This window comes from Amycolatopsis sp. NPDC051128 (assembly GCF_040682715.1).
Classification (GTDB): Bacteria; Actinomycetota; Actinomycetes; order Mycobacteriales; family Pseudonocardiaceae; genus Amycolatopsis.
The window spans coordinates 1-22,012 of record NZ_JBFBBN010000079.1; the positions used below are offsets into that span (position 1 = coordinate 1).

At 70.7% G+C, this 22,012-nt stretch carries 18 protein-coding genes, 1 tRNA gene and 1 pseudogene; 9 read left to right on the forward strand and 11 right to left on the reverse strand.

What is annotated here, in order from left to right; genetic code table 11:
- Positions 1-335: 335 nt before the first annotated feature.
- From AB0M82_RS43820 to dnaE, 3 genes and pseudogenes are all read right to left on the reverse strand, one after another.
- Positions 336-477, reverse strand: a pseudogene (locus AB0M82_RS43820) (low temperature requirement protein A); the annotation flags it as partial.
- Positions 478-1,081: 604 nt separating this feature from the next.
- Complete coding sequence (locus AB0M82_RS43825; RefSeq protein ID WP_364735394.1) at positions 1,082-2,566, reverse strand: MFS transporter; 1,485 nt, start codon at positions 2,564-2,566, stop codon at positions 1,082-1,084.
- Between the two features lie 91 nt (positions 2,567-2,657).
- Entirely contained in the window at positions 2,658-6,242 is a 3,585-nt protein-coding gene (gene dnaE, locus AB0M82_RS43830; RefSeq protein ID WP_364735396.1) for a DNA polymerase III subunit alpha, read from the reverse strand.
- Positions 6,243-6,629: 387 nt separating this feature from the next.
- Here dnaE and AB0M82_RS43835 point away from each other — a divergent pair, with 387 nt between their 5' ends.
- From AB0M82_RS43835 to AB0M82_RS43855, 5 genes are read left to right on the forward strand one after another with little or no spacing between them, the layout of a single operon-like run.
- Positions 6,630-7,277, forward strand: a complete 648-nt coding sequence (locus AB0M82_RS43835) for a FadR/GntR family transcriptional regulator (protein ID WP_364735431.1) — start codon at positions 6,630-6,632, stop codon at positions 7,275-7,277.
- Entirely contained in the window at positions 7,274-8,707 is a 1,434-nt protein-coding gene (locus tag AB0M82_RS43840) for an amino acid permease (RefSeq protein WP_364735398.1), read from the forward strand. The genes AB0M82_RS43835 and AB0M82_RS43840 overlap by 4 nt, the downstream gene beginning before the upstream one ends.
- Positions 8,704-9,633, forward strand: coding sequence for an asparaginase (locus AB0M82_RS43845; protein ID WP_364735399.1), 930 nt, complete (start codon positions 8,704-8,706; stop codon positions 9,631-9,633). The genes AB0M82_RS43840 and AB0M82_RS43845 overlap by 4 nt, the downstream gene beginning before the upstream one ends.
- Positions 9,630-11,021, forward strand: coding sequence for an aspartate ammonia-lyase (aspA, locus tag AB0M82_RS43850; RefSeq protein WP_364735401.1), 1,392 nt, complete (start codon positions 9,630-9,632; stop codon positions 11,019-11,021). The genes AB0M82_RS43845 and aspA overlap by 4 nt, the downstream gene beginning before the upstream one ends.
- Positions 11,022-11,071: 50 nt before the next feature.
- Entirely contained in the window at positions 11,072-12,697 is a 1,626-nt protein-coding gene (locus AB0M82_RS43855; RefSeq protein WP_364735403.1) for a CocE/NonD family hydrolase, read from the forward strand.
- Here the strand turns inward: AB0M82_RS43855 and AB0M82_RS43860 are convergent.
- Both AB0M82_RS43860 and AB0M82_RS43865 read right to left on the reverse strand, forming a co-directional pair.
- Positions 12,687-13,454, reverse strand: a complete 768-nt coding sequence (locus tag AB0M82_RS43860) for a metallophosphoesterase (protein WP_364735405.1) — start codon at positions 13,452-13,454, stop codon at positions 12,687-12,689. The genes AB0M82_RS43855 and AB0M82_RS43860 overlap by 11 nt on opposite strands.
- On the reverse strand, positions 13,451-14,080 hold the full coding sequence (locus AB0M82_RS43865) for a GntR family transcriptional regulator (RefSeq protein ID WP_364735407.1): 630 nt from the start codon (positions 14,078-14,080) through the stop codon (positions 13,451-13,453). Before AB0M82_RS43865 ends, AB0M82_RS43860 begins: the two co-directional genes overlap by 4 nt.
- Before the next feature lie 44 nt (positions 14,081-14,124).
- Between AB0M82_RS43865 and AB0M82_RS43870 the strand changes: the two genes are divergently transcribed.
- The gene (locus tag AB0M82_RS43870; protein ID WP_364735409.1) at positions 14,125-15,285 is read left to right on the forward strand and encodes an aminotransferase class V-fold PLP-dependent enzyme; all 1,161 of its coding nucleotides are present in this window, start codon (positions 14,125-14,127) and stop codon (positions 15,283-15,285) included.
- Between the two features lie 13 nt (positions 15,286-15,298).
- Here the strand turns inward: AB0M82_RS43870 and AB0M82_RS43875 are convergent, their stop codons facing one another.
- The gene (locus AB0M82_RS43875) at positions 15,299-16,435 is read right to left on the reverse strand and encodes an acyl-CoA dehydrogenase family protein (protein ID WP_364735411.1); all 1,137 of its coding nucleotides are present in this window, start codon (positions 16,433-16,435) and stop codon (positions 15,299-15,301) included.
- Between the two features lie 61 nt (positions 16,436-16,496).
- On the opposite strand from AB0M82_RS43875, the gene AB0M82_RS43880 reads away from it, so the two are divergent.
- Positions 16,497-16,913, forward strand: a complete 417-nt coding sequence (locus AB0M82_RS43880) for a cupin domain-containing protein (RefSeq protein ID WP_364735413.1) — start codon at positions 16,497-16,499, stop codon at positions 16,911-16,913.
- On the opposite strand, the gene AB0M82_RS43885 is transcribed toward AB0M82_RS43880, so the two are convergent.
- Positions 16,910-17,374 (reverse strand): MarR family winged helix-turn-helix transcriptional regulator, encoded by a 465-nt coding sequence (locus AB0M82_RS43885; protein ID WP_364735415.1) that lies wholly within the window; start codon positions 17,372-17,374, stop codon positions 16,910-16,912. The two genes, AB0M82_RS43880 and AB0M82_RS43885, sit on opposite strands and share 4 nt — an antisense overlap.
- Positions 17,375-17,499: 125 nt before the next feature.
- Between AB0M82_RS43885 and AB0M82_RS43890 the strand changes: the two genes are divergently transcribed.
- Positions 17,500-17,994 carry a carboxymuconolactone decarboxylase family protein gene (locus AB0M82_RS43890; RefSeq protein WP_364735433.1) on the forward strand — a complete coding sequence of 165 codons (495 nt, stop codon included), beginning with the start codon at positions 17,500-17,502 and terminating at the stop codon, positions 17,992-17,994.
- A gap of 43 nt (positions 17,995-18,037) precedes the next feature.
- On the opposite strand, the gene AB0M82_RS43895 is transcribed toward AB0M82_RS43890, so the two are convergent.
- Positions 18,038-18,910: a hypothetical protein gene (locus AB0M82_RS43895; protein WP_364735417.1), complete on the reverse strand. Its 873-nt coding sequence runs from the start codon at positions 18,908-18,910 to the stop codon at positions 18,038-18,040.
- 397 nt (positions 18,911-19,307) lie between these two features.
- Here AB0M82_RS43895 and AB0M82_RS43900 point away from each other — a divergent pair, with 397 nt between their 5' ends.
- Positions 19,308-20,696: an MFS transporter gene (locus tag AB0M82_RS43900; RefSeq protein WP_364735435.1), complete on the forward strand. Its 1,389-nt coding sequence runs from the start codon at positions 19,308-19,310 to the stop codon at positions 20,694-20,696.
- Here the strand turns inward: AB0M82_RS43900 and AB0M82_RS43905 are convergent.
- The 3 genes from AB0M82_RS43905 to AB0M82_RS43915 all read right to left on the reverse strand — a co-directional run bounded on the left by AB0M82_RS43905 (position 20,656) and on the right by AB0M82_RS43915 (position 21,737).
- Positions 20,656-20,727: transfer RNA gene (locus AB0M82_RS43905), tRNA-Val, on the reverse strand. The genes AB0M82_RS43900 and AB0M82_RS43905 overlap by 41 nt on opposite strands.
- Before the next feature lie 45 nt (positions 20,728-20,772).
- Positions 20,773-21,234, reverse strand: a complete 462-nt coding sequence (locus tag AB0M82_RS43910) for a peroxiredoxin (RefSeq protein ID WP_364735419.1) — start codon at positions 21,232-21,234, stop codon at positions 20,773-20,775.
- 71 nt (positions 21,235-21,305) lie between these two features.
- Positions 21,306-21,737: a DUF3052 domain-containing protein gene (locus AB0M82_RS43915; RefSeq protein WP_364735421.1), complete on the reverse strand. Its 432-nt coding sequence runs from the start codon at positions 21,735-21,737 to the stop codon at positions 21,306-21,308.
- Positions 21,738-22,012 lie beyond the last annotated feature (275 nt).

Sequence of the window (22,012 nt, forward strand, 5' to 3'; positions counted from 1 at the left end):
AAATTAATGCTCTCAAAGGAACCTCAAACGAGGTTCAAATACATAAGCTCTACTGGCTTAGTTCACTAGCACACTGTTGAGTTCTCAAGCAACACGCTTTGGATCGCGCCGCTTTCACACGGCCTTATCCTCGGCATTTGTTTCAAGCTTTGTTCCAGGGATACCACCCTGGTTCGGGACCACCCACTCTACCACGATCGTGGGAGCTTGGTTCGTGTTCCCGGCGGCCGCTCGGTTTCCCTGGCGACTTGGAGAACTTTACATGCCCCCGAAACCCCTCGCGCAGGGGGGTCCCTTTTTTCGCGCCAGGCCGCTGACCTGCACCGATCCGCCGGTCACGCCGGCAGCCGCTCGCCGTGGGTCGCGACGACCGTCAGCAGCGACGAGCGCGGCCGCCAGCCCGGCGGCGACGTGGATCGGCGCCGGGGTGAACGACGCGGCGACGACGAGCACCGCGGTCACCGGGAACCCGATGGCGTGCGGCAGCCAGACGCTCAGCAGGAAACCGCGACCGGCGACGAAAGCACAGGTCGAAGAGCAGCAGCTCCAGCGGCGTCGCGACGCGGTGGGGCTCACTGTTGTCGCGTGAGCGCATCGGCCGGTACCCCAACCGGGGCCGGCCGCTCGGCCGCAACGGCTGCTCGGTCATCGCGGCTCCCCGCGTCGGCCTCGGACGGACGCCGAACATCCCAGCATGATCAGCGAGAAGAGCCGCGCGACACGAGCCGCGGGCGAAGAAGACGGGCGGGCCCGGTTCCCCCTCATCCGGCCCCGCCCGCCGCCGTCACGCGTCGGCGGTCGCCGATGGGCAGCCCTTCCGCGAGTGCCGGACGGTCCCCCGCGGACGCCGACACTCACTGGACGGAAGGTGACCGAGTGTGTCCATTCCCTCGAACTCCGGACGTCCCGATCGCTCAGCCGGTCACCCCATCCCCGGGTGGCCGACCAATTTGCCACTGTCGGTAGCCGAAGCCGCGCAGTGAAGGCTCCATAAGATCTACCTGGTTGCTCTGCGTAGCGCCAGTGTCTTTTCGTGCTCGTCACTCGGATGGAGCATCGCGAATCTGCGGAAAGTAGTGTCCTAGACCCCGGGGACGTCCGCCGCGGAGGTTTCGGCGTCCCGGCCTTCGCGTTCCCGCTCGGCAGTCTGCGCACGGTTGCGCCGCGCCCGGAGCTCGGCGACGGCGAGGGCCAGCGCGCCGCAGATCAGGACGGCCGCGCAGCTGAGCGCGACGGTGAGCGCGAGCGGGTAGTGCCGCGCCGTGCCGACGACCGTGCCGAAAATCGATGCGAGCACGGCGGTACCGATCGCGGTGCCGATGCGCTGCCCCGTCTGCAGGGCGCCGCCGGCGACCCCGGCCATCCGGACCGGCACGCACTCCAGCGTCAACGTCGTGTTCGGCGAGATCACCATCCCGCCGCCCACGCCCGCGAACAGCAGCGGCAGCGCGAACGCCCAGCCGGCCGCTGACGGCGGGACCAGCCCGGCCAGCAGGGCGACGACGAGCATGCCGGCGGCGACCATGCCCAGCCCGGCGACGGTGAGCCGACGGCCGAAGCGGGGCACCAGGCGCCCGGCGACGGCCGCGGACACCGCCGAGCCGAGCGCGAACGGCGTCACCGACAGGCCGGACTGCAGCGGCGTGTAGCCGAGACCCTGCTGGAAGAAGATCGCGAAGACCAGCCAGATCCCGGCGAACCCGCAGAAGTAGAGCGCGCCGACCGTGGCGCCCGCGGCATAGCCCGGGGTGCCGGTGAACAGCCGGGTGTCCAGCAGCGGCGACCGGCCGCGCCGGATCACCGAGTGCTCCCAGCGCACGAACGCGGCCCCGAAGACCAGCGCGACGACGAACATCCACCACAGCCGCGCGGGGCCGTCGTCGTCGGACTCGACGACCGGGAGCAGCACGCCGAGGACGGCGACCGCGAGCAGCACGATGCCGACGAAGTCGATCTCGGACCGCAGTCTGACCTGGCGTTTCTCGCTGCGCGGCAGCAGCCGGACGGCCAGGGCGAACGCCAGCACGCCGATCGGGACGTTGACGTAGAAGACCCAGCGCCAGCCGTCCTGGCCGCCGAAGACGGCGATGATCACGCCGCCGAGGATCGGCCCGACCGCCGTGGAGATGCCGACGACCGCGCCGAACATCCCGAACGCGCGGCCGCGCTCGGCGCCGCGGAAGAGATCCTGGATCAGCCCGGTGTTCTGCGGGGTGAGCATGCCCGCCGCGACGCCTTGGGCGAGGCGCGCGAGCACCAGCGTCGTCTCGTTCGGCGCCGCGCCCCCCAGCGCGCTGGTGACGACGAACGCGGCGAGGGCGCCGAGGAACATGGTCCGCCGGCCGAACGCGTCGCCGAGGCGGCCGCCGGTGACCAGGACCAGCCCGAACGCCAGCGCATAACCCGAGACGACCCAGCGGATCCCGCCGCTGCTCGCGTGCAGCCCGGCCTGCATCGACGGCAGGGCGACGTTGACGATGCTGACGTCGAGCAGGCCCATGAACCCGGCCGTGAGCGAGACGGCAAGCGCTTTCCAGCGGCGGGGGTCGGGTTCGTACGAGTTCATCGCAGGGGTGTTACCTCCCCGGAGTCGACTCGAAACGGAACCACTCCCCCACAAGACACCGTGGCGAACGCTGTCGCGAGAACACCCCGGACTACGTGCTCGCGGTGATCCCGCGGATGCCCTTGAGCTCGCCGATCAGCATCGAGCTGACCTTCACCGGGTAGTCGTGGAGCGCGAACACCGTCTGGTTTCGCCCCACCAGCTTGAGGTGGACCATCGTTTCGCCCTTGTGCGCCAGCAGCGTGGACCGCAGCTCGCTGACGACCGACTGGTCGATCTTCTCCGCCGCGGCGAGCAGCACCAGCGGTGGTTCGTCGTCGCCGTTGCCCGTCCCGACCTCGGACAGGTCGAGCGTGGCGAGGCCGCCGCCGAAGATCGACATCTTGTCTTCGCGCCAGTTGACCCGGCCCTTGACCAGCACCGCGTTGTCCTCGATCAGCTCGCTCGCGAAGAGCGCGTACGACTTCGGGAAGAAGAGCACCTCGAGGGAGGCGTCCATGTCCTCGACCGTGCAGATCGCCCAGGGCTCGCCCTTCTTGTTGACCCGCCGCTCGAGTGACGTGATCAGCCCGGAGATGACGATCTCGCCCTCCTTCGGCGGATCGGCGAGGATGCCGGCGATCGGCTTCGGGGCGTGCTTGCGCAGGATCCGCTCGGCGCCGTCCAGCGGGTGCGCCGAGACGTACAGGCCGAGCATCTCGCGTTCGTAGGCGAGCAGCTGCTTGCGCGGGTACTCGTCCTCGCCGAACTTCAGGTGCGCGAGCGGTGAAGAGGACGGCGCCGCCTCGCCCTCGTCCCCGCCGAAGCCGAACAGGTCGAACTGGCCCATCGCCTCCTGGCGCTTGAGCGGGACGACGGCTTCGACCGCGTCTTCGTGGACCTGGATCATCGACAGCCGCGTGTGGCCGAGCGAGTCGAACCCGCCCGCCTTGATCAGCGACTCGATGACCCGCTTGTTGCAGGCCACGAGCTCGGACTTGTCGAGGAAGTCGGTGAAGGACGAGTACTTGCCCTTCTCCTCGCGGGTCTTGATGATCGACTCGACGACGTTCGCGCCGACGTTGCGGACGGCACCCAGCCCGAAGCGGATGTCGTCCCCGACGGCCGCGAACCGCAGGGCCGACTCGTTGACGTCCGGCGGGAGCACCTTGATGCCGAGGCGGCGGCACTCGGACAGGTAGACCGCCGACTTGTCCTTGTTGTCGCCGACCGACGTCAGCAGCGCGGCCATGTACTCCGCGCGGAAGTTCGCCTTGAGGTAGGCGGTCCAGTACGAGATCAGGCCGTACGCGGCGGCGTGGCTCTTGTTGAACGCGTAGCCGGCGAACGGGAGGATCGTGTCCCAGAGCGCCTTGATCGCCTCGGGCGAGAAGCCGCCGGGCCGCAGGTCGCTCGCCCGCATGCCGGCCTCGAAGCCCTCGTACTCCTTGTCGAGGACTTCCTTCTTCTTCTTGCCCATCGCGCGGCGGAGCACGTCCGCGCGCCCCATCGTGTACCCGGCCACCTTCTGGCCGATGTGCATGATCTGCTCTTGGTACACGATCAGGCCGTACGTGTCGGCCAAGATCTCGCGCAGCGGCTCGTCGAGCTCCGGATGGATCGGCTTGACCTTCTGCCGGTTGTTCTTCCGGTCCGCGTAGTCGTTGTGCGCGTTCATGCCCATCGGGCCGGGGCGGTACAGCGCGCCGACCGCGACGATGTCGTCGAACACCGTGGGCTCCATGCGGCGCAGCAGGTCACGCATGGGGCCGCCATCCAGCTGGAACACGCCGAGCGTGTCGCCGCGGGCGAGCAGCTTGTACGTCTCGGGGTCGTCGACGCCCAGGGTGTCGAGGTCGACGTCGACCCCGCGGTTGGTCTTGATGTTGTCGATCGCGTCGCCGATGACGGTGAGGTTGCGCAGGCCGAGGAAGTCCATCTTCAGCAGGCCGATGGCCTCGCACGACGGGTAGTCCCAGCCGGTGATGATCGAACCGTCGTCGCGCTGCCACAGCGGGATCGCGTCGGTCAGCGGGTCGCAGGACATGATGACCGCGCAGGCGTGGACGCCGGCGTTGCGGATCAGGCCTTCGAGCCCGCGGGCGGTTTCGAAGATCGTCTTGCACTCGTCGTCGGTCTCGACCAGCGCGCGGACCTCGGCGGCCTCGCCGTAGCGCTCGTGCTTCGAGTCGACGATGCCCGAGAGCGGGATGTCCTTCGCCATGATCGGCGGCGGCAGCGCCTTCGAGATCTTGTCGGCGATCGCGTAGCCGGGCTGACCGAAGTGGACGCGGGCGGAGTCCTTGATCGCCGCCTTCGTCTTGATCGTGCCGAAGGTGATGACCTGGGCGACCTTGTCCACGCCGTACTTGTCGGTCGCGTACCGGATCATCTCGCCGCGCCGGCGGTCGTCGAAGTCGATGTCGATGTCGGGCATCGAGACGCGCTCGGGGTTGAGGAACCGCTCGAACAGCAGCTTCTGCGGGATCGGGTCCAGGTTGGTGATACCGAGCACGTACGCGACCAGTGAGCCGGCGGCCGAACCACGGCCGGGGCCGACCCGGATGCCGACCTTGCGGGCGTAGCTGATGAGGTCGGCGACGATCAGGAAGTAGGCCGGGAAGCCCTTCCCGATGATAACGTCGAGCTCCCGGTCGATGCGCTCCTGGTAGCCCTCGGGCGCGCCGCCCGGGAAGCGCCACTGCAAACCGCGCTGGACCTCTTCGCGCAGCCAGCCGCCCTGGTCGTAGCCCTCCGGCACCTCGAAGAACGGCAGCCGGTCCTTGTGCGCGTAGACGTCCTCGTAGGACTCGACGCGCTCGGCGATCATCAGCGTCGTGTCGGCCGCGCCGGGGACCTCCTTGTCCCAGTACTCGCGCATGTCGGCGGCGGACTTGAGGTAGTAGCCGTCGCCGTCGAACTTGAACCGGGTCGGGTCGTTGAGGGTCTTGCCCGCCTGGACGCACAGCAGCGCCGAGTGGGTGTCCGCCTGGTCCTTGGTGACGTAGTGCGAGTCGTTGGTCGCCAGTGGCTTGAGGTCGAGCAGGCGGCCGACCTCCAGGAGGCCTTCGCGGACCGACCGCTCGATCGGCAGGCCGTGGTCCATCAGCTCGAGGAAGAAGTTGTCGGCGCCGAAGATGTCCTTGTAGTCGGACGCGGCCTGGATCGCCGCCTCCTTCTGGCCCAGCCGCAGCCGGGTCTGCACCTCGCCCGACGGGCAGCCGGTGGTCGCGATGATCCCCGCGTGGTTCTCCGAGATCAGCTCGCGGTCCATCCGGGGCTTGCGGTAGTAGCCCTGCATGCTGGCCAGCGAGGACAGCTTGAAGAGGTTCCGCAGGCCGGTGGCGTTCTGCGCGAGCATCGTCATGTGGGTGTACGCACCGGCGCCCGAGACGTCGCCGCCCTCGCCCAGCTCGTCCGAGCCGCGCTGGTTCGCCTGTCCCCAGAAGACCGGCTTCTTGTGGAAGCGGCTCTCCGGCGCGACGTAGGCCTCGATGCCGATGATCGGCTTGAGCCCGTGCTTCTTCGCCTGCTGGTAGAACTCGTCGCCGCCGTACATGTTGCCGTGGTCGGTCATGCCGACCGCCGGCATGCCGAGGCGCGCCGCCTCCGCGAAGAGAGGAGCGATCTTCGCCGCACCGTCGAGCATCGAGTACTCGGTGTGGACGTGCAGGTGGACGAAGGAATCGTTCGACACCAGCGAAAACCTCCCCTAGATCAGGCGGACCGGCGCGCCCGGGTCTCTCACCTTATCCCGCACTCGCCGGGCTCGATTGTGCCCCTCGGCGAGACCGGACGAGAGCACCGACGCGCGGCTCCTTCGGCGGAAACGATCACGACACGCGGCGCTGCCGGGCGGTCACGCTGACGGCCGTCGCGGGAGTGCCGCGAATGACTCATTCGGGACCTCGCACGTCCCGAATGAGTCATTCGCGACCTTCGGAACCAGGGCGGCAGCGGGTGAGCTGGACCACAGCGAGACGTCGCCGCGTTGACACCGCCACCCGCGCCACCGACCATCCCTTCCATGAACCTGTCTGACAGCCAGACAGCCGGACAAAGTGGTCCTCGCCGGGTGAGCGCCATGGAAGCCGTGCTGGCCCACCTGCGCTCCTCGATCGAGCGCGGCGAGCACGCCGTCGGCGACAAGCTCCCCTCCGAAGCCGCGCTGAGCAAGGAGTTCGAGGTCAGCCGCTCGGTCGTCCGGGAGGCCCTGCGCGGGCTTCAGGCGCTCGGCATGACCGAGTCCAAGTCCGGCAAGGGCACCTTCGTCACCGCCACCGGGCCCGTCGAGAACCCGACCTTCGGGCCCTACTCCGCCCGCGACCTGATCGAGGTGCGTCGCCACGTCGAGATCCCGGTCGCCGGGTACGCCGCCGTGCGCCGGAGCCAGGACGACCTCGATCTGCTCGGCCACCTGGTCGAGCGGATGGACGCCGAGACCGACAACACGGCCTGGGTCGCGCTGGACTCGCTCTTCCACATCACCATCGCCCAGGCCTCGGGCAACCCCGTGTTCGGGAAGGTGATCGAGGAGATCCGGGACGCGCTCGCCCGCCAGTCCGCCTTCCTCAACCAGCTCGGCGACCGGCGCCGGCAGTCGAACGCCGAGCACCGGGAGATCGTCACGGCGATCGCCGGCGGCTCGGAAAGCGCCGCCGTCGCGGCCATGACCGCCCACCTCCAGTACGTCGAGGACACCCTCACCAGCATCGTGAACGGGGACGAATGACCGACCAGACCCTGGCCACCGAGTCCACTGCCGCCACCGCGGACGCGGGCGACGCCGGCTACCACAAGGCCCTCAAGCCCCGGCACGTGAACATGATCGCCATCGGCGGCGCGATCGGCACCGGCCTGTTCCTCGGCGCGGGCGGGCGGCTCGCCCAGGCCGGGCCGGCGCTGGCGATCGTCTACGCCGTCTGCGGGCTCTTCGCCTTCTTCGTGGTCCGCGCGCTCGGCGAGCTGATCCTGTACCGGCCATCCAGCGGCGCCTTCGTCTCCTACGCGCGTGAGTTCATGGGCGAGAAGGGCGCGTACGTCGCCGGCTGGATGCACTTCCTCAACTGGTCGACCACCGGCATCGCCGACATCACGGCGATCGCGCTGTACGCGCACTTCTGGTCGTTCTTCGCGCCGATCCCGCAGTGGGTGCTCGCGCTCCTCGCGCTCGCCGTCGTGCTGACGCTGAACATGGTGTCGGTGAAGCTGTTCGGCGAGATGGAGTTCTGGTTCGCCATCGTCAAGATCGCCGCGCTCGTGCTGTTCATGGTGATCGGGATCGTGCTGCTGGTCACGCAGACGCCGATCGACGGCGTCGCCGGCGGGCCGCAGCTGCTCGCCGACCACGGCGGGATCTTCCCGGCCGGGCTGCTGCCGATGGTGCTGATCGTGCAGGGCGTCGTGTTCGCCTACGCCTCGGTCGAGCTGGTCGGCGTCGCCGCCGGCGAGACGCAGAACCCCGAGAAGATCATGCCGAAGGCGATCAACTCCATCATGTGGCGCATCGCGGTGTTCTACGTCGGCTCGGTCGTGCTGCTGGCGATGCTCCTGCCGTGGAGCTCCTACACCAAGGAGGAGAGCCCGTTCGTCACCGTGCTTTCGCACCTGGGCGTGCCCGCCGCGGGCAGCGTGATGAACCTGGTCGTGCTCACCGCGGCGCTGTCGAGCCTGAACTCGGGCCTGTACTCCACCGGCCGCATCCTGCGCTCGATGGCGATGGCCGGGTCGGCCCCGAAGTTCACCGGCGTGATGAACCGCAGTCACGTGCCCTACGGCGGGATCCTGCTCACCGCGGCCGTCTGCGTGCTCGGCGTCGGGCTCAACTACCTGGTGCCGAAGGAGGCGTTCGACATCGTGCTGAACTTCGCCGCGATCGCCATCCTCGCCACCTGGGCCATCATCGTGCTCTGCCACCTCCTGTTCGTCCGCAAGGCGAAGCGCGAAGGCTTCGAACGGCCGGCGTTCCGGCTGCCGTTCTCGCCGTACACCGAGATCGCGACGCTGGTGTTCCTCGCCGCGGTCGCCGTGCTGATGGGCTTCGACGAGACCGGCCGGATCACCCTGCTCGCGTTGCCTGCCATCGTCGTCGCCCTGGTCGTCGGCTGGTTCGGCGTGCGCAAGCGGATCGACATGCGGGCGTTCGACGAGGCGAGCCTGTGAGCCACGAACCACTGGTCGAGCTGATCCGCGGCGGCCTGGTCGAGGGCGTCCACCACGGCTCGGTCGTCGTCCTCGCCCCGGACGGCGCCACGCTCTTCAGCGCGGGCGACCCCGACGCCGTGATGTACCCGCGCTCGACGGCGAAACCGTTGCAGGCCACGGCGATGGCCCGGCTCGGGCTGCGCCTGTCCCCCGCCGGGTTCGCCGTCGCCGCGGCCAGCCACTCCGGCGAACCGAGGCACCTCGACGCCGCTCTCGAGGTGCTCGACGGGCGCTCACCCGACCTGCTGGGCAACCCGGCGGACTTCCCGTTCGACCCGGTCGAGCGCGACCACTGGATCGCGACCGGCCGGGCCCCGAGCCGCCTGGCGCACAACTGCTCCGGCAAGCACGCGGCGATGCTCGCGACGTGCGAGCTGAACGGCTGGGCCGTCGACGGCTACCTCGACCCGGCCCACCCGCTGCAGCGCGCGATCGCCGCCACCGTCGAGGACCTGACCGGCCGGGAGATCGACCGTGTGGCCGTCGACGGATGCGGCGCGCCGCTCTTCGCGACGACGTTGCGCGGGCTCGCCACGGCCACGGCGAAGATCGCCGCGGCCGCGCCCGGCACGCCGGACCACCTGGTCGCCGACGGGATCCGGCGGCACCCGGAACTGGTCGGCGGCAGCCGCCGGGACGTCACCGCCGTCATGCGCGCGGTTCCCGGGCTGATCGCGAAGGACGGCTTCGAGGCCGTTCAGGTCGCCGCGCTCCCGGACGGCACGGCGATCGCCATCAAGATCGCCGACGGCGGCGACCGGGCCCGTCTACCCGTGCTGGCCGCGACGCTGAAGCTGTGCGGCGTGGACGCGCTCGAAGCACCGGAAAACCTGCGAGTCACCGGAAAACTGGCCGAAGCACTCACCATGGGGAGCCCCCGATGACCACCCGCCGCGAGCACGACCTGCTGGGGGACATGGACGTCCCCGCCGACGCGTACTGGGGGGTGCACACCGCGCGGGCCCGGGCGAACTTCCCGATCACCGGCACCGCGATCTCGGCCTACCCGCACCTGGTCTCGGCGCTGGCCGCGGTGAAGGAGGCCGCGGCCGCCGCCAACGCCGAACTGGGGCTCCTCGAACCGGCGATCGCGGACGCGATCCGCGCCGCCTGCCGGGAAATCCGCGAAGGCGCGCTGCACGGCGAGTTCGTCGTCGACGTCATCCAGGGCGGCGCCGGGACCTCGACCAACATGAACGCCAACGAGGTGATCGCCAACCGGGCCCTCGAACTGCTCGGCCACGCCAAGGGCGACTACCACGTCGTCCACCCCAACGAGCACGTCAACCTCGGGCAGTCGACGAACGACGCGTACCCGACCGCGGTGAACGTGGCGACGATCATCGCCGTGCACGAGCTGTCCGAGGCGATGGTCGTGCTGGAGCGGGCGTTCGCGGCCAAGGCTGTCGAGTTCCACGACGTGCTGAAGATGGGCCGTACGCAGCTGCAGGACGCGGTGCCGATGACGCTCGGCCAGGAGTTCGGCACCTACGCGGTGATGCTCGGCGAGGACCGGCTGCGGCTGACCGAGGCGGTGGCGCTGCTGCACGAGATCAACCTCGGCGCGACCGCGATCGGCACCGGGCTCAACGCCGCGCCGGGGTACGCCGAAGCCGCCTGCCGGCACCTGCGCGAGATCACCGGGCTGCCGGTCGTCACCGCGGCGGATCTTGTGGAGGCGACCCAGGACTGCGGCGCGTTCGTGCACCTGTCCGGCGTGCTCAAGCGGATCGCGGTCAAGCTTTCGAAGAGCTGCAACGACCTGCGGCTGCTGTCCTCGGGTCCGCGCGCCGGGCTGAACGAGATCAACCTGCCGCCGGTCCAGGCCGGGTCGTCGATCATGCCCGGCAAGATCAACCCGGTGATCCCCGAGGTGGTCAACCAGGTCGCGTTCGAGGTGATCGGCAACGACGTCACCGTGACGATGGCCGCGGAAGCCGGGCAGCTGCAGCTCAACGCGTTCGAGCCGGTCATCCTCCACGCGCTTTCGGAGAGCATCACGCACCTGGGCGCGGCCTGCCGGGTGCTGGCCGAGCGGTGCGTCAGCGGGATCACCGCGAACGTCGACGTCATGCGCGGCTACGTGGAGAATTCGATCGGGCTGGTGACCGCGCTGAACCCGAGCATCGGCTACGCGGCCGCGACGGAGATCGCGAAGGAAGCGCTGGCCACCGGCCGGGGCGTCGCCGAGCTCGTCGTCGAGAAAGGCCTGCTCCCGGCCGAGGAGCTGGCGCGGCTGCTCCGTCCGGAGACCCTCGCCCGGCTGACCTGAGGTACCGTCGAATCCGGAAGGTTCTTCTCCACTTCGGAAGGCGGGCGCCCGTGCTGGACCGACTTGTCGACAGGGTGCTGGGACTTCCCCGCGCCGAGGGCCCCAAACCGGTCGTGACGCGCGACCTCGCCGTGCCGATGTCCGACGGCGTCGCGCTGCTGGCCGACCGGTACGCCCCGGCCGGGACGACGTCGGCGCCGGTGGTGCTGATCCGGACGCCGTACGGGCGGACCGGCCTGCTCTCGAAGCTGTTCGGCGACACGTTCGCCCGGCACGGGCTGCAGACGGTCATCCAGAGCACCCGTGGCTCGTTCGGCTCCGGCGGCGAGTTCCGGCCCTTCCACCTCGAACGCGAAGACGGCCTCGCCACCGCCGAGTGGCTGCGCGCCCAGCCGTGGTGCGACGGGACCCTCGGCATGGCGGGCGCCAGCTACCTCGGGCACACGCAGTGGGCGGTCGGGCCGTACCTCGACCCGGCCTTGGCGGCGATGTGCCTCGGCGTGACGGCGTCGGAGTTCGTCTCGACGTTCTATCCGGGCGGCGTGCTCGCGGCGGACAACGTGGTGTCGTGGTCGGCGATGATCGGACGGCAGGAAGAGCGGTTCGCGGCGCTGCCGAACCCGCGGCAGAAGCGGAAGACGCGCCGCGCGATGGCGCACCTGCCGCTCAGCGGCGCCGACGTCGCCGCGATCGGCAAACCGGTGAAGTTCCTCCAGGACATCACCGAGCACTTCGTGCCGGACGACGACTACTGGGCCATGTCCGACCACAGCGACGAAGTCGCGCGGCTCGACGCCCCGGTGTCGATGGTCACCGGCTGGTACGACCTGTTCGTCGGCGCGCAGCTGCGCGACTTCCGGATCCTCGCCGAGGCGGGCCGGGCGCCGCGGATCACGATCGGGCCGTGGGCGCACGGCGAACCCGCGAGCATGAAGCCGATGATCCAGGACCAGCTGGGGTTCCTGCGCGCCCACCTGCTCGGCGACCGCACCTTCCTGCACCGCGCGCCGGTCCGGCTCTTCCTCCAAGGCGCCGGCGCCTGGCTGGACTTCGAGTCATGGCCGCCGCCTTCGACGGCGACCGCGTCGCACCTGCGGCCGATCGGCGGGCTCGGCGAAGCGTTCGGCGACGAAGCGCGGCCGACGACGTTCACCTACGACCCGGCCGACCCGACCCCGGCGGTCGGCGGGCCGCTGCTGACGGGCGCGTGGAAGCAGCGCGACAACCAGGAGGTCGAGGCGCGGCCGGACGTGCTGGTGTTCACCGGCGAGCCGCTGCCGTCGGATCTGGACGTCATCGGCGAGGTGGCGGCGACCGTGCACGTGCGCACCGAACTGGGGCACGCCGACGTCTACGTCCGGCTCTGCGACGTCGGCCCGGACGGCGTGTCCCGCAACGTCACCGACGGGATCCTGCGGCTGCGGCCGGGATTCCCGGCGGCGGACGGCGACGGCGTCGTGACGGCGGAGGTCACGCTCGATCCGACGGCGTACCGCTTCCGCCGCGGCCACCGGCTGCGGGTCCAGGTGGCCGGCGGGGCGTTCCCCCGCTTCGCGCGCAACCACGGCACCGGGGAGCCGGTCACATCGGCGGTCGACGGGAAGCCGAACCGGTTCGAGGTCTTCCACGACGCGGCCCGGCCGTCCCGGATCACGCTGCCGGTGTTCAACCGCTGAGCCCCGGGACCGTGCGGTGGTGGGTGGTCACCCGGCCGTCGTCGTGCAGGACGTGCAGCAGCAGCGACGGCGGCCGGTCGAACTCCAGCGGGCCGCCCTCGTCCCAGCCCCGGTCCGAACCCGGCTCCACCGGCAGCAGCGCGCCCGAGACGACGCCGGGCGCGATGCGCAACGGCACTCCCGCGAACATCGTCGAGGCGCCGGTGTGCACGTGCCCGGCCAGCAGCGCCACCACGCGCGAATGGCGGCCCAGCACCGCCGCCAGCCGCTCCTCCCCCGACTGGCGGATCGCGTCGACCAGCGGGACACCGACCTCGACCGGCGGATGGTGGAAGGCGACGAACGCCGGGCCGTCGCCGCCGGAAAGGACGCCGTCGAGCCAGTCCAGGGTCTCGTCGGCGAGGAAACCCGCGCCACGGCCGGGAATCGTCGAGTCGCACAGCGCGAACAGCACGCCGCCGACCTCCCGCGCATGGTCGATCGGACCGTCGGCCGCGGGGAGGCCGAGCAGCCCGGCCCGGAACTCCGCACGGACGTCGTGGTTGCCCGGGCAGAGCAGCACCGGCGCCGGGTGCTTCAGCAGCTCGGCGGCGCGCGCGTACTCCGCGGCCGTGCCGTGGTCGGCGATGTCGCCGGTGACGACGACCGCGTCGACCGGCTTCGCGAGCCCGCGGAGGTAGCCCATCACGGCGGCGGCGCGGTCTTCCGCGCGCGGGCCGTCGTCGAGGTGCAGGTCGCTCAGGTGCGCGATGATCATCTTTCGTCCTTCCCCAGGTACGCCAGCGCCTTCACCCAGTTGCGGACGAGCACCGCGGACGCCGTCCGCACGTCGCCGTCCCGCAGGGCCGCGGCGATCCGGCGGTGCTCGCCGATGCTCTCCTCGGCGCGGTCCGCGCGGGCGAAGTAGCCCGACTCGTACCGCTTGAGCAGCGGCTTGGTCTGCTCGATCAGCCGCAGCAGGTGCGGGTTCGGGCAGCGGGACAGCAGCAGCGCGTGCCACCGGTCGTCCACTTCGGACGGATCGGCGCCGTCCGGCGCCGCCGCCATCTCGTCGGCGACGGCGTCGAGCGCGTCCGGCAGCCCGGCCAGCTCCAGCGGTGACGTCCAGCGCAGCGCGAGGGCCTCGAGTTCGGCCACCAGCGGGTAGAGCCGGCGGGCTTCGTCCGGGTCGAACGGCGGCACCAGGAACCCGCGGCCCGGCGCGGAGACGAGCAGGCCGCGGCCGGTGAGCCCGATCAGCGCCTCCCGCAGCGGCGTCCGGCTGACGCCCAGCTCGCGGGCCAGGTGCACCTCGTTGACGCGGGTGCCGGCGGCGAGCCGCCCGTCGAGCACGCGGGCCGTGATCTCCTCGATGAGGTCGCTGCGCAGCGGGGTCCGGGCCATGCCGCAGTATTGCATACAGTACCGAGCTACTGTATTCAGTTCGTATGACCTTCGATGTCGAACGCGCGCGCCGTGACACCCCCGGCTGCGCCGAGGTGGTCCACTTCAACAACGCGGGCTCCTCGCTGCCTCCGGCCGTCGTGACCGACACCGTCGTCGAGTACCTGCGCCACGAGGCGCTGATCGGCGGGTACGAAGCAGCCGCGGAGGCCTCGGACCGCCTGGCCGCGGTGTACGCGTCCGCGGCGCGGCTGGTCGGCGCCGGGCCCGACGACATCGCGCTCACCGACAACGCGACGCGGGCCTGGCAAGCCGTGTTCTACGCGCTGCCGTTCGGCGCCGGGGACCGGATCCTCACCTCCCAGGCGGAGTACGCCAGCAACGCCATCGCGTTCCTGCAGGTCGCCAAGCGCACCGGCGCGGTCGTCGAGGTGATCGGCGACGACGAGTCGGGCCAGCTGGACGTCGAGGAGCTGCGACGGCGCGTCGACGGCGACGTCAAGCTGATCGCCGTCAGCCACGTGCCCACCCAGGGCGGGCTGGTCAACCCGGCCGAGGAGATCGGCGCGGTCGCCGAAGCGGCCGGGATCCCGTTCCTGCTCGACGCCTGCCAGTCGGCGGGCCAGATCGACCTCGACGTCACGCGCCTGAAGTGCGACGCGCTGTCGGTGACCGGCCGCAAGTACCTGCGCGGCCCGCGCGGCACCGGCTTCCTCTACGCGCACCCGCGGCTGCGCGAACGGCTGGAACCGGCGATGCTCGACCTGCACTCGGCGAGCTGGGAGTCGCCGGCCGAGTACGTCGTCGACCCGACCGCGAAGCGCTTCGAGGTGTGGGAGCGCGACTTCGCCGCCGTGTGCGGCCTCGGCGCGGCCATCGACTACGCGCTCGAATGGGGGCTGCCGGCCATCGAAGCGCGCGTCGCTTCACTGGCCGCGACGCTGCGCGACCGGCTCACCGAGGCCGGCGCACGCGTGCACGACGCCGGCGCCCGGAAGTGCGGCCTCGTCACCTTCAGCTTCGACGGCACCCCTGCCGCGGAGATCAAGGCGCGGCTGGCGGAGGCGAACATCAACACGTCGCTGTCGCACCGCACGTCGGCCCAGTACGACTTCACCGCGCGCGACCTGCCGGACATGGTCCGGGCTTCGGTGCACTACTACAACACCGAGGACGAGATCGACCTGCTGGTGCGGAAGCTCTAGCTCCAGCGCGAGTTCAGTCCTTGAGCAGCTGCCGCGCGATCACGAGCTTCTGGATCTCGCTCGTCCCTTCGTAAATCCGGAACAGCCGCGCGTCGCGGTAGATGCGCTCGACCGTGACCCCGCGGACGTAGCCCATGCCGCCGTGCACCTGCACCGCGCGGTCGGCGACCCGGCCGAGCATCTCGGTGCAGAACAGCTTCGCCGACGAGGGCCCGAGTTTGCGGTCCTCGCCCGAGTCGTACTTCGCGGCGGCTTCGTGGACCATCGCGCGGCCGGCCGCGAGCTCGGCGTGCGACTCGGCGAGCAGCGCCTGCACCAGCTGGTACTCGCCGATCACGCGGCCGCCCTGGCGCGCCGTCCGCGCGTACTCGACGGCCTCGGCCAGCGCCCGCTCGGCCAAGCCGACGCACAGCGCCGCGATGTGCAGCCGGCCGCGGGCGAGGGACGCCATCGCGATGCCGAACCCCTGGCCCTCGTCGCCGACCAGCGCGTCGGCGGACAGCTCGACGTCGTCGAAGACCACTTCCGACGTCCACGCGCCGGCCTGGCCCATTTTGGCGTCGTGCGGGCCGACGGTCACGCCGGGCGCGCCCGCGGGCACGAGGAACGCCGAAATGCCGCGGCTGCCGGTGCTTTCCGGGTCGGTGCGGGCGAACGCGACGAAGACCTCGGCGAGCGGCGCGTTGGTGATGAACCGCTTGGTGCCGGACAGCCGGTAGCGGTCGCCGTCGCGGATCGCGCGGCTGGTCAGCCCACCCGGGTCGGAGCCGGCCTCGGCTTCGGTGAGCGCGAACGACGCGATCGCCTGTCCCGCGGCCAGCCGCGGCAGCCAGCGGGTGCGCTGGTCCGGCGTCCCGTAGCGCACGATCGCCTGGCCCGCGATGCCGTTGTTGGTGCCGAACAGGGACCGGAACGCGGGCGTCGTCCAGCCGAGTTCGATCGCCAGCCGGACGTCTTCGGCCATGCCGAGGCCGAGCCCGCCGTACTCCTCCGGCAGCGCCCAGCCGAACAGGCCCAGCCCGGCCGCTTTTTCCCGGATCTCCGCGGGGATCTCGTCGCGTTCGTCGATCTCGGCCTCGCGCGGCACGACCTCCTTGCGCACGAACTCCCGCACCGCGCCGAGAACCTGCCCGAAAACGTCCGCGTCCATGCGGGAACGCTACCCGGATCGCTGCCCCCACGGACGGGTCCGGACGCGGTAGCTTGGGCCGATGCGCAAGCCGCTCACTGTCGTCATAGCCACCCTCGCCGCGGTCCTGGTGCTGCCCTCGACCGCTTCCGCGACGCCCGGCAGCGGCGTCACCGGCACGATCCTGGCCCAGAAGACCATCGGGCACACCGACTACACGCTGCGGGAGGTCACCATCCAGCCCGGCGGCTACACCGGCTGGCACTTCCACGACGGCAGGCTCTACGCGTACGTCAAGGCGGGGACGCTCACGCACAACCTGGCCGACTGCAGCGTCGACGGCGTCTTCGGCGCCGGCCGCGCGTTCACGGAAGCACCCGATCAGGTGCACATCGGCCGCAACCTCGGCTCGACGCCGCTGGTGCTGGAAGTCCTGTACGTGCTCCCGGCGGGCAGCCCGCTGTCGGAGGACGCGCCGGACCCGGGCTGCGGCTTCTAGCCCGAGAACCAGCCCGCCGCGTCGAGCCGGTAGGCCGCCGGGTCGACGACGGTGCGAAGGGCAGTCTCGAGGGCGGTCAACCGCTCGGCACCGACCGCACGCGCCCACTCCGCGCGCAGGACGTCGAAGATCTCCGCCGACTTCGTGAGCGCGTCGACGCCGTGCGCGGTGAGCCGCACGATCTTGCGGCGCGCGTCGGCCGGGTCGTCGGCGCGCTCGGCGTACCCGAGCGCCTCCAGCCGTTCGACGGTCTTGCCCGCCGCCTGCTTGGAAACGCCGAGGCGGCGGCCGATCTCCGACGCCGTCGCGCCCTGGACCCCGATGGCCTGCATGGCGAAGCCGTACGACGGCCGGGCGTCGGGGTGGCCTTGGCGCGCGAGTTCGGCGTGCAGGCGGTCGATGAGCGTGCGAAAGCCGCCGAAGAGCAGGAAGGGCAGCTCGTAGCCGGGCGTGTCGGTCATGACCCCTTGCCAAATTCGACAACCACGTTTACGGTTTCGACAACCACGTTGTCGATCCTACCTCTGGAGACGCCTTGTTCGCCGATCACACCCCGGAGTCTGCACCCCCGGCCGCGCGCCCCGCGATGACGGCCACCGCGAAGAAGTTCGGCCGCGTGCCGTCCGCCGTCGCCCGGCTGGCGACCTCACCGGAACTGCTGAACGGTTTCCTGAAGCTCAGCGCGATCTTCGAGTCCACGACGCTGACGGCGCTGGAACGCGAAGTGCTGATCATGACGGTGGCCGCGCGCAACGAGTGCCACCTCTGCGTGGCGATGCACACGGCCACGCTGACCCGCCTGTCCGCCTCTCCGGAACTGGTGGCGGCACTGCGGGCGGAATCCCCGCTGCCGGAGCCGCGGCTGGAGGCGCTGCGCGTCTTCGTCCACGCGGTCATGGACACGAGAGGCGAGGTCCCAGCCGAAGCGCTGGAGGCGTTCACCGGCGCCGGCTACACGGAACGGAACGCCTTGGAGGTGGTGCTGGGGATCGGGACGTACACGCTGTCCACGTTCGCGAACCGGCTCACCCGGGCCCCGCTCGACGAGGCCTTCGCCGCACACGCCTGGCATGCGGCGTAAGGCCGTGGGGCCGCCCTGTCCCGGCGGCCCCACGGCCGGGAACTCAGCCCTTCACCAAGGTGACGACGGTGGTGTCGTCGACCGAGACGTTGGTGTTGTAGTTCGGGTCGAGCGCGGTCGCCTGGGTGACGACCTCGGCCTTCCCCTTCTGGAACGGCGTGGTGCCCGCCGGCACGACGGTCGCCGTCCACGGCGCCGGCGTGCCCGGCGTGCAGGCGACCTGCGCCGAGTAGGTGCCGCGGATGATGACGTTGCGCTTGACCTGCGTCGCGGAGCCGCTCAAGGTGACCTTGGCCGGGGCGGTGCAGTCGACGGTGCCGTGCAGGTACGCGTTGCCGTTGAGCGCGCTCGCGGTGCCGTCCGTGGCCACCTTGAGCCCGATCGCGAGCTCCGCCGGCGCCGGCGGGTTGGCGATGTGCACTTCGCCGCGTGCGGCCGCCTTGTCGCCTTCGCAGTGCTGCTCGAAGGTGGCGTCGAGCGTCTGGACGTAGCCGTGCGGCCCGAAGACGACGTTCTGGACGGTGAACGTCCCCGTCAGGGTGTTGCACCCGCGACCGTTGCCGCTCAGGTCCAGCCCCGGCGCGTTGGCCCCCTGGAAGGGGTACCGGGTCGCCCCGTCGTAGGTGCCGGCGGCCAGGCTCGTGCCGCTGGGCGCGGCGAGGTCGAGCGTCCACCAGTCGCTGTTGAAGCCGCTGATGCTCACGGCGACGTGGTTGCGGTCCCCCGCCGCGTTGACCGTGAGCCGGTCCTTCGCCTCGGTGGAGTAGGCGTAGGAACCGCCCCCACTGATGTAGTCGCCCTCGTCACCGCTGAACGACAGCGACCCCGTGGCGACCAGCTGCGCCTGCGCCGGCCCGGCCCCCACGAGCACGGCCAGCACCGGTACCGCGACGACGACGGCGGCGGCTCGCTTCAAAAACCCTGAACCCTTCACAGGTTTCCCCTCAGGTGAGTTGGTCACTTGCCGCACTGCCTGTCGGACGTCAACCATCACCCGTTACGCATGGGTGGCGTTTTTTGCTTTTCGCGCGAAAGAGCGGGGTTTCGCGTGCGCATCTTGACAAAGGTTCCCGATCAGCGAGGCACCACGATCCGGCCGTTCGCGTCGCCTTCGACGCTCGGGTGACGGGGCAGGGCTGACCGGAAAGTTCCCGAAAAGATGCTCCGCACCATGTCCGGTCGTCCGGAACGGCTCCGACCTCCTGGCAAAGGGATCACGGAGAAGGAGCCCGAACATGGAGAAGCCGGCCGGACGGCGGGAGTGGCTGGGGCTGATGGTGCTCGTGCTGCCCACCCTGCTCGTCGCGATGGACATGACCTCGCTGTTCCTCGCGCTGCCGCAACTGAGCGCCGACCTCGGGGCGAGCGGCACCGAGCAGCTGTGGATCACCGACAGCTACGGGTTCGTCGTCGCGGGGTTCGTGATCACCATGGGCACCCTCGGCGACCGGATCGGGCGACGGCGGCTGCTGCTCGCCGGCGGGGGCGCCTTCGCGGTGCTCTCCGTCGTCGCCGCGTTCTCGACCAGCCCGGCGATGCTCATCGTCGTCCGCGGCGCGCTCGGCGTCGCGGGGGCGACGCTGATGCCGTCGACGCTCGCGCTGATCACCACCATGTTCCGCGACGGGAAGCAGCGCGGGAAGGCCATCTCGATCTGGGCGACCTGCCAGTTCGCGGGCGGCGCGGCCGGCCCGGTGCTCGCCGGGTTCCTGCTCCAGCACTTCGCGTGGGGCTCGGTCTTCCTGGTCGCCGTGCCGGCCATGGGCGTGCTGCTCGTCGCGGGGCCCTTCCTGCTGCCCGAGTTCCGCGCCCCCGCGTCCGGGCGGCTCGACTTCGCCGGGGTCGCGCTCTCGCTGGCCGCCGTGCTGCTGATCGTGTTCGGGCTCAAGCAGCTGGCCGCCGGCGAGCTGGTGGTGCCGCTCGGGGCGATCGCGGCCGGGACCGTGCTCGGCGTCGTCTTCGCCCGCCGTCAGCTGACGACGCCGTCGCCGCTGCTGGACCTGCGGCTGTTCCGGAACCGCCCGTTCACCGCCGTGCTGGTCGCGCTGATGTTCGCCGGCGTCGCGATGGCCGGCGTCGGCCTGCTCGTCACGCAGTACCTGCGGAGTGTCCTCGGTCACTCGCCGCTCGCCTCGGCCGTGCTGTTCGCGCCGATGGGTCTCGGCGTCGCGGTGGGCACGATGACGGCGCCGTCGCTGACCCGCTGGATGACACCGGCCACGGCGATCGCGGGCGGCCTCGTGGTGTCCGCGGCGGGCAGCCTGCTCCTGGTCTTCACCGGCGGGCTCCCGCTGGTCATGGTGGCCATCGCGGTGCTGACCCTGGGCACGGGCCCGCTGTTCGCGCTCGGCATCGGCCTGGTGGTCGGATCGGTGCCGCCGGAGCGCGCCGGCTCGGCCGCCTCGATGGCGGACACGGGCAACTACCTCGGCGGCTCGCTGGGGCTGGCCCTGATCGGCCTGACCGCGGCGGCGGTCTACCGGCACGCCTTCCCGGCCGGCACGACCTTGGCGGTCGACGTCACCCGCGCGGAAGTGGCGGACCAGGCGAAGGAGGCGTTCACGAGCGCGCTGCACGTCACGGGCGTGATCGCGGCAGTGCTGTTCGCGGGACTGGCGGTGCTGGTGACGACGATGCGCCACCCCGCGCGGGGTGGGACGGTGGGCGCAGCAGGGTTCGAACCTGCGACCGCTCGGGTGTAAACCGAGTGCTCTTCCGCTGAGCTATGCGCCCGGCGGCGGCGGCCCCTCGCAAACGCGGGAGCCGCCGCCGGGAACCTCACACCAGGGCGGCGACAGCCTTCTTCCAGCCCTGCTGGTCGCGGGCCTCGCCGGGGGCGTTGACCTCGGCGAAGCGGACCACGCCGTCCTTGTCGATCAGGAAGGTGCCGCGCACGGCCAGCCCCGCCTGCTCGTTGAAGACGCCGTACGCCTTCGCCACCTCGCCGTGCGGCCAGAAGTCGGACAGCAGCGGGAACTGGTAGCCCTCCTTCTCGGCCCACGCCTTCAGCGAGAACGGCGTGTCGACCGAGACGCCCAGCACCTGGACGCCCTCGTTGTCGTAGTCCGCGAACTCGTCGCGGAGCTGGCACAGCTCGCCGGTGCAGATGCCGCTGAACGCGAACGGATAGAAGACCAGCAGAACCGGTTTGTCACCCCGGAACGACGACAGCTGGATCGGCTGCTTGTTGTAGTCGTTGAGCGTGAAGTCAGGGGCCTCAGAACCGACCTCGACGGGCATACCGCGTTTCCTCTCCCGAACGGACACGTGCCTGCGAGGACAACCCTATCGTGTCCGCCCGGCGAGGCGGTTCAGCGCTGCTTCGACTTCGACTTGGGGGATACCAGCCGGGTGCCGATCCAGTTCGCGCCGACACTCATGTTGGCGGTCTGGGCCAGGCCGACGACGGGCACCGCTTCGGCGATTTCGCTCGGCTCGACGTGCCCGGGCTGCCCCGTCTTCGGGGTGAGCACCCAGATCACGCCGTTCTCGTCCAGGGGCCCCCTGGCGTCGATGAGCGCGTCGCCGAGGTCGCCGTCATCTTCGCGCCACCACAGCAGCACCACGTCGATGACCTCGTCCGCTTCCTCGTCGAGGATGTCCCCGCCGATCTGCTCCTCGATCGCCGCGCGGAGGTCGTCGTCGACGTCCTCGTCCCAGCCGATCTCCTGGACCACCATCTCGGGCTTGATGCCGAGCCTCTCGGCGACGCTGCTCTGATCAGCGTCTCCCGCGGCGACCACTGCTTTCACTCCTCCAACTACGACGGAGCGTGGCGTCCCACACCCTCGTCGAGGGTACAGCTGCGCCACACTCGGCTACCCGGTTGCCGATAGCGAACACTGGTGCGGCTCCGCGCGCAACCGTCCACACCGGATCTTTGACAACTCGTGTCGCAGGATACGGCCCGCGGGTGACCCGCCGCGACGGCGTTTCGGGTCCCTCGCGGCACCGGTCTGCACCCCCGCCGGGGGGCGTCCCCTAGGGTGGGGAGGAATAAACGCGCGCGCGATACACC

Bases quoted from the DNA above. Each gene is read 5' to 3' on its own strand.
- aspA (WP_364735401.1), top strand. From the start codon at position 9,630: ATGACCACCCGCCGCGAGCACGACCTGCTGGGGGACATGGACGTCCCC.
- AB0M82_RS43875 (WP_364735411.1), bottom strand. From the start codon at position 16,435: ATGGACGCGGACGTTTTCGGGCAGGTTCTCGGCGCGGTGCGGGAGTTC.
- AB0M82_RS43840 (WP_364735398.1), top strand. From the start codon at position 7,274: ATGACCGACCAGACCCTGGCCACCGAGTCCACTGCCGCCACCGCGGAC.
- AB0M82_RS43865 (WP_364735407.1), bottom strand. From the start codon at position 14,080: ATGGCCCGGACCCCGCTGCGCAGCGACCTCATCGAGGAGATCACGGCC.
- AB0M82_RS43880 (WP_364735413.1), top strand. From the start codon at position 16,497: ATGCGCAAGCCGCTCACTGTCGTCATAGCCACCCTCGCCGCGGTCCTG.
- AB0M82_RS43910 (WP_364735419.1), bottom strand. From the start codon at position 21,234: ATGCCCGTCGAGGTCGGTTCTGAGGCCCCTGACTTCACGCTCAACGAC.
- AB0M82_RS43870 (WP_364735409.1), top strand. From the start codon at position 14,125: ATGACCTTCGATGTCGAACGCGCGCGCCGTGACACCCCCGGCTGCGCC.
- AB0M82_RS43890 (WP_364735433.1), top strand. From the start codon at position 17,500: ATGACGGCCACCGCGAAGAAGTTCGGCCGCGTGCCGTCCGCCGTCGCC.
- AB0M82_RS43835 (WP_364735431.1), top strand. From the start codon at position 6,630: ATGGAAGCCGTGCTGGCCCACCTGCGCTCCTCGATCGAGCGCGGCGAG.
- AB0M82_RS43860 (WP_364735405.1), bottom strand. From the start codon at position 13,454: ATGATCATCGCGCACCTGAGCGACCTGCACCTCGACGACGGCCCGCGC.
- AB0M82_RS43825 (WP_364735394.1), bottom strand. From the start codon at position 2,566: ATGAACTCGTACGAACCCGACCCCCGCCGCTGGAAAGCGCTTGCCGTC.
- AB0M82_RS43900 (WP_364735435.1), top strand. From the start codon at position 19,308: ATGACCTCGCTGTTCCTCGCGCTGCCGCAACTGAGCGCCGACCTCGGG.
- AB0M82_RS43885 (WP_364735415.1), bottom strand. From the start codon at position 17,374: ATGACCGACACGCCCGGCTACGAGCTGCCCTTCCTGCTCTTCGGCGGC.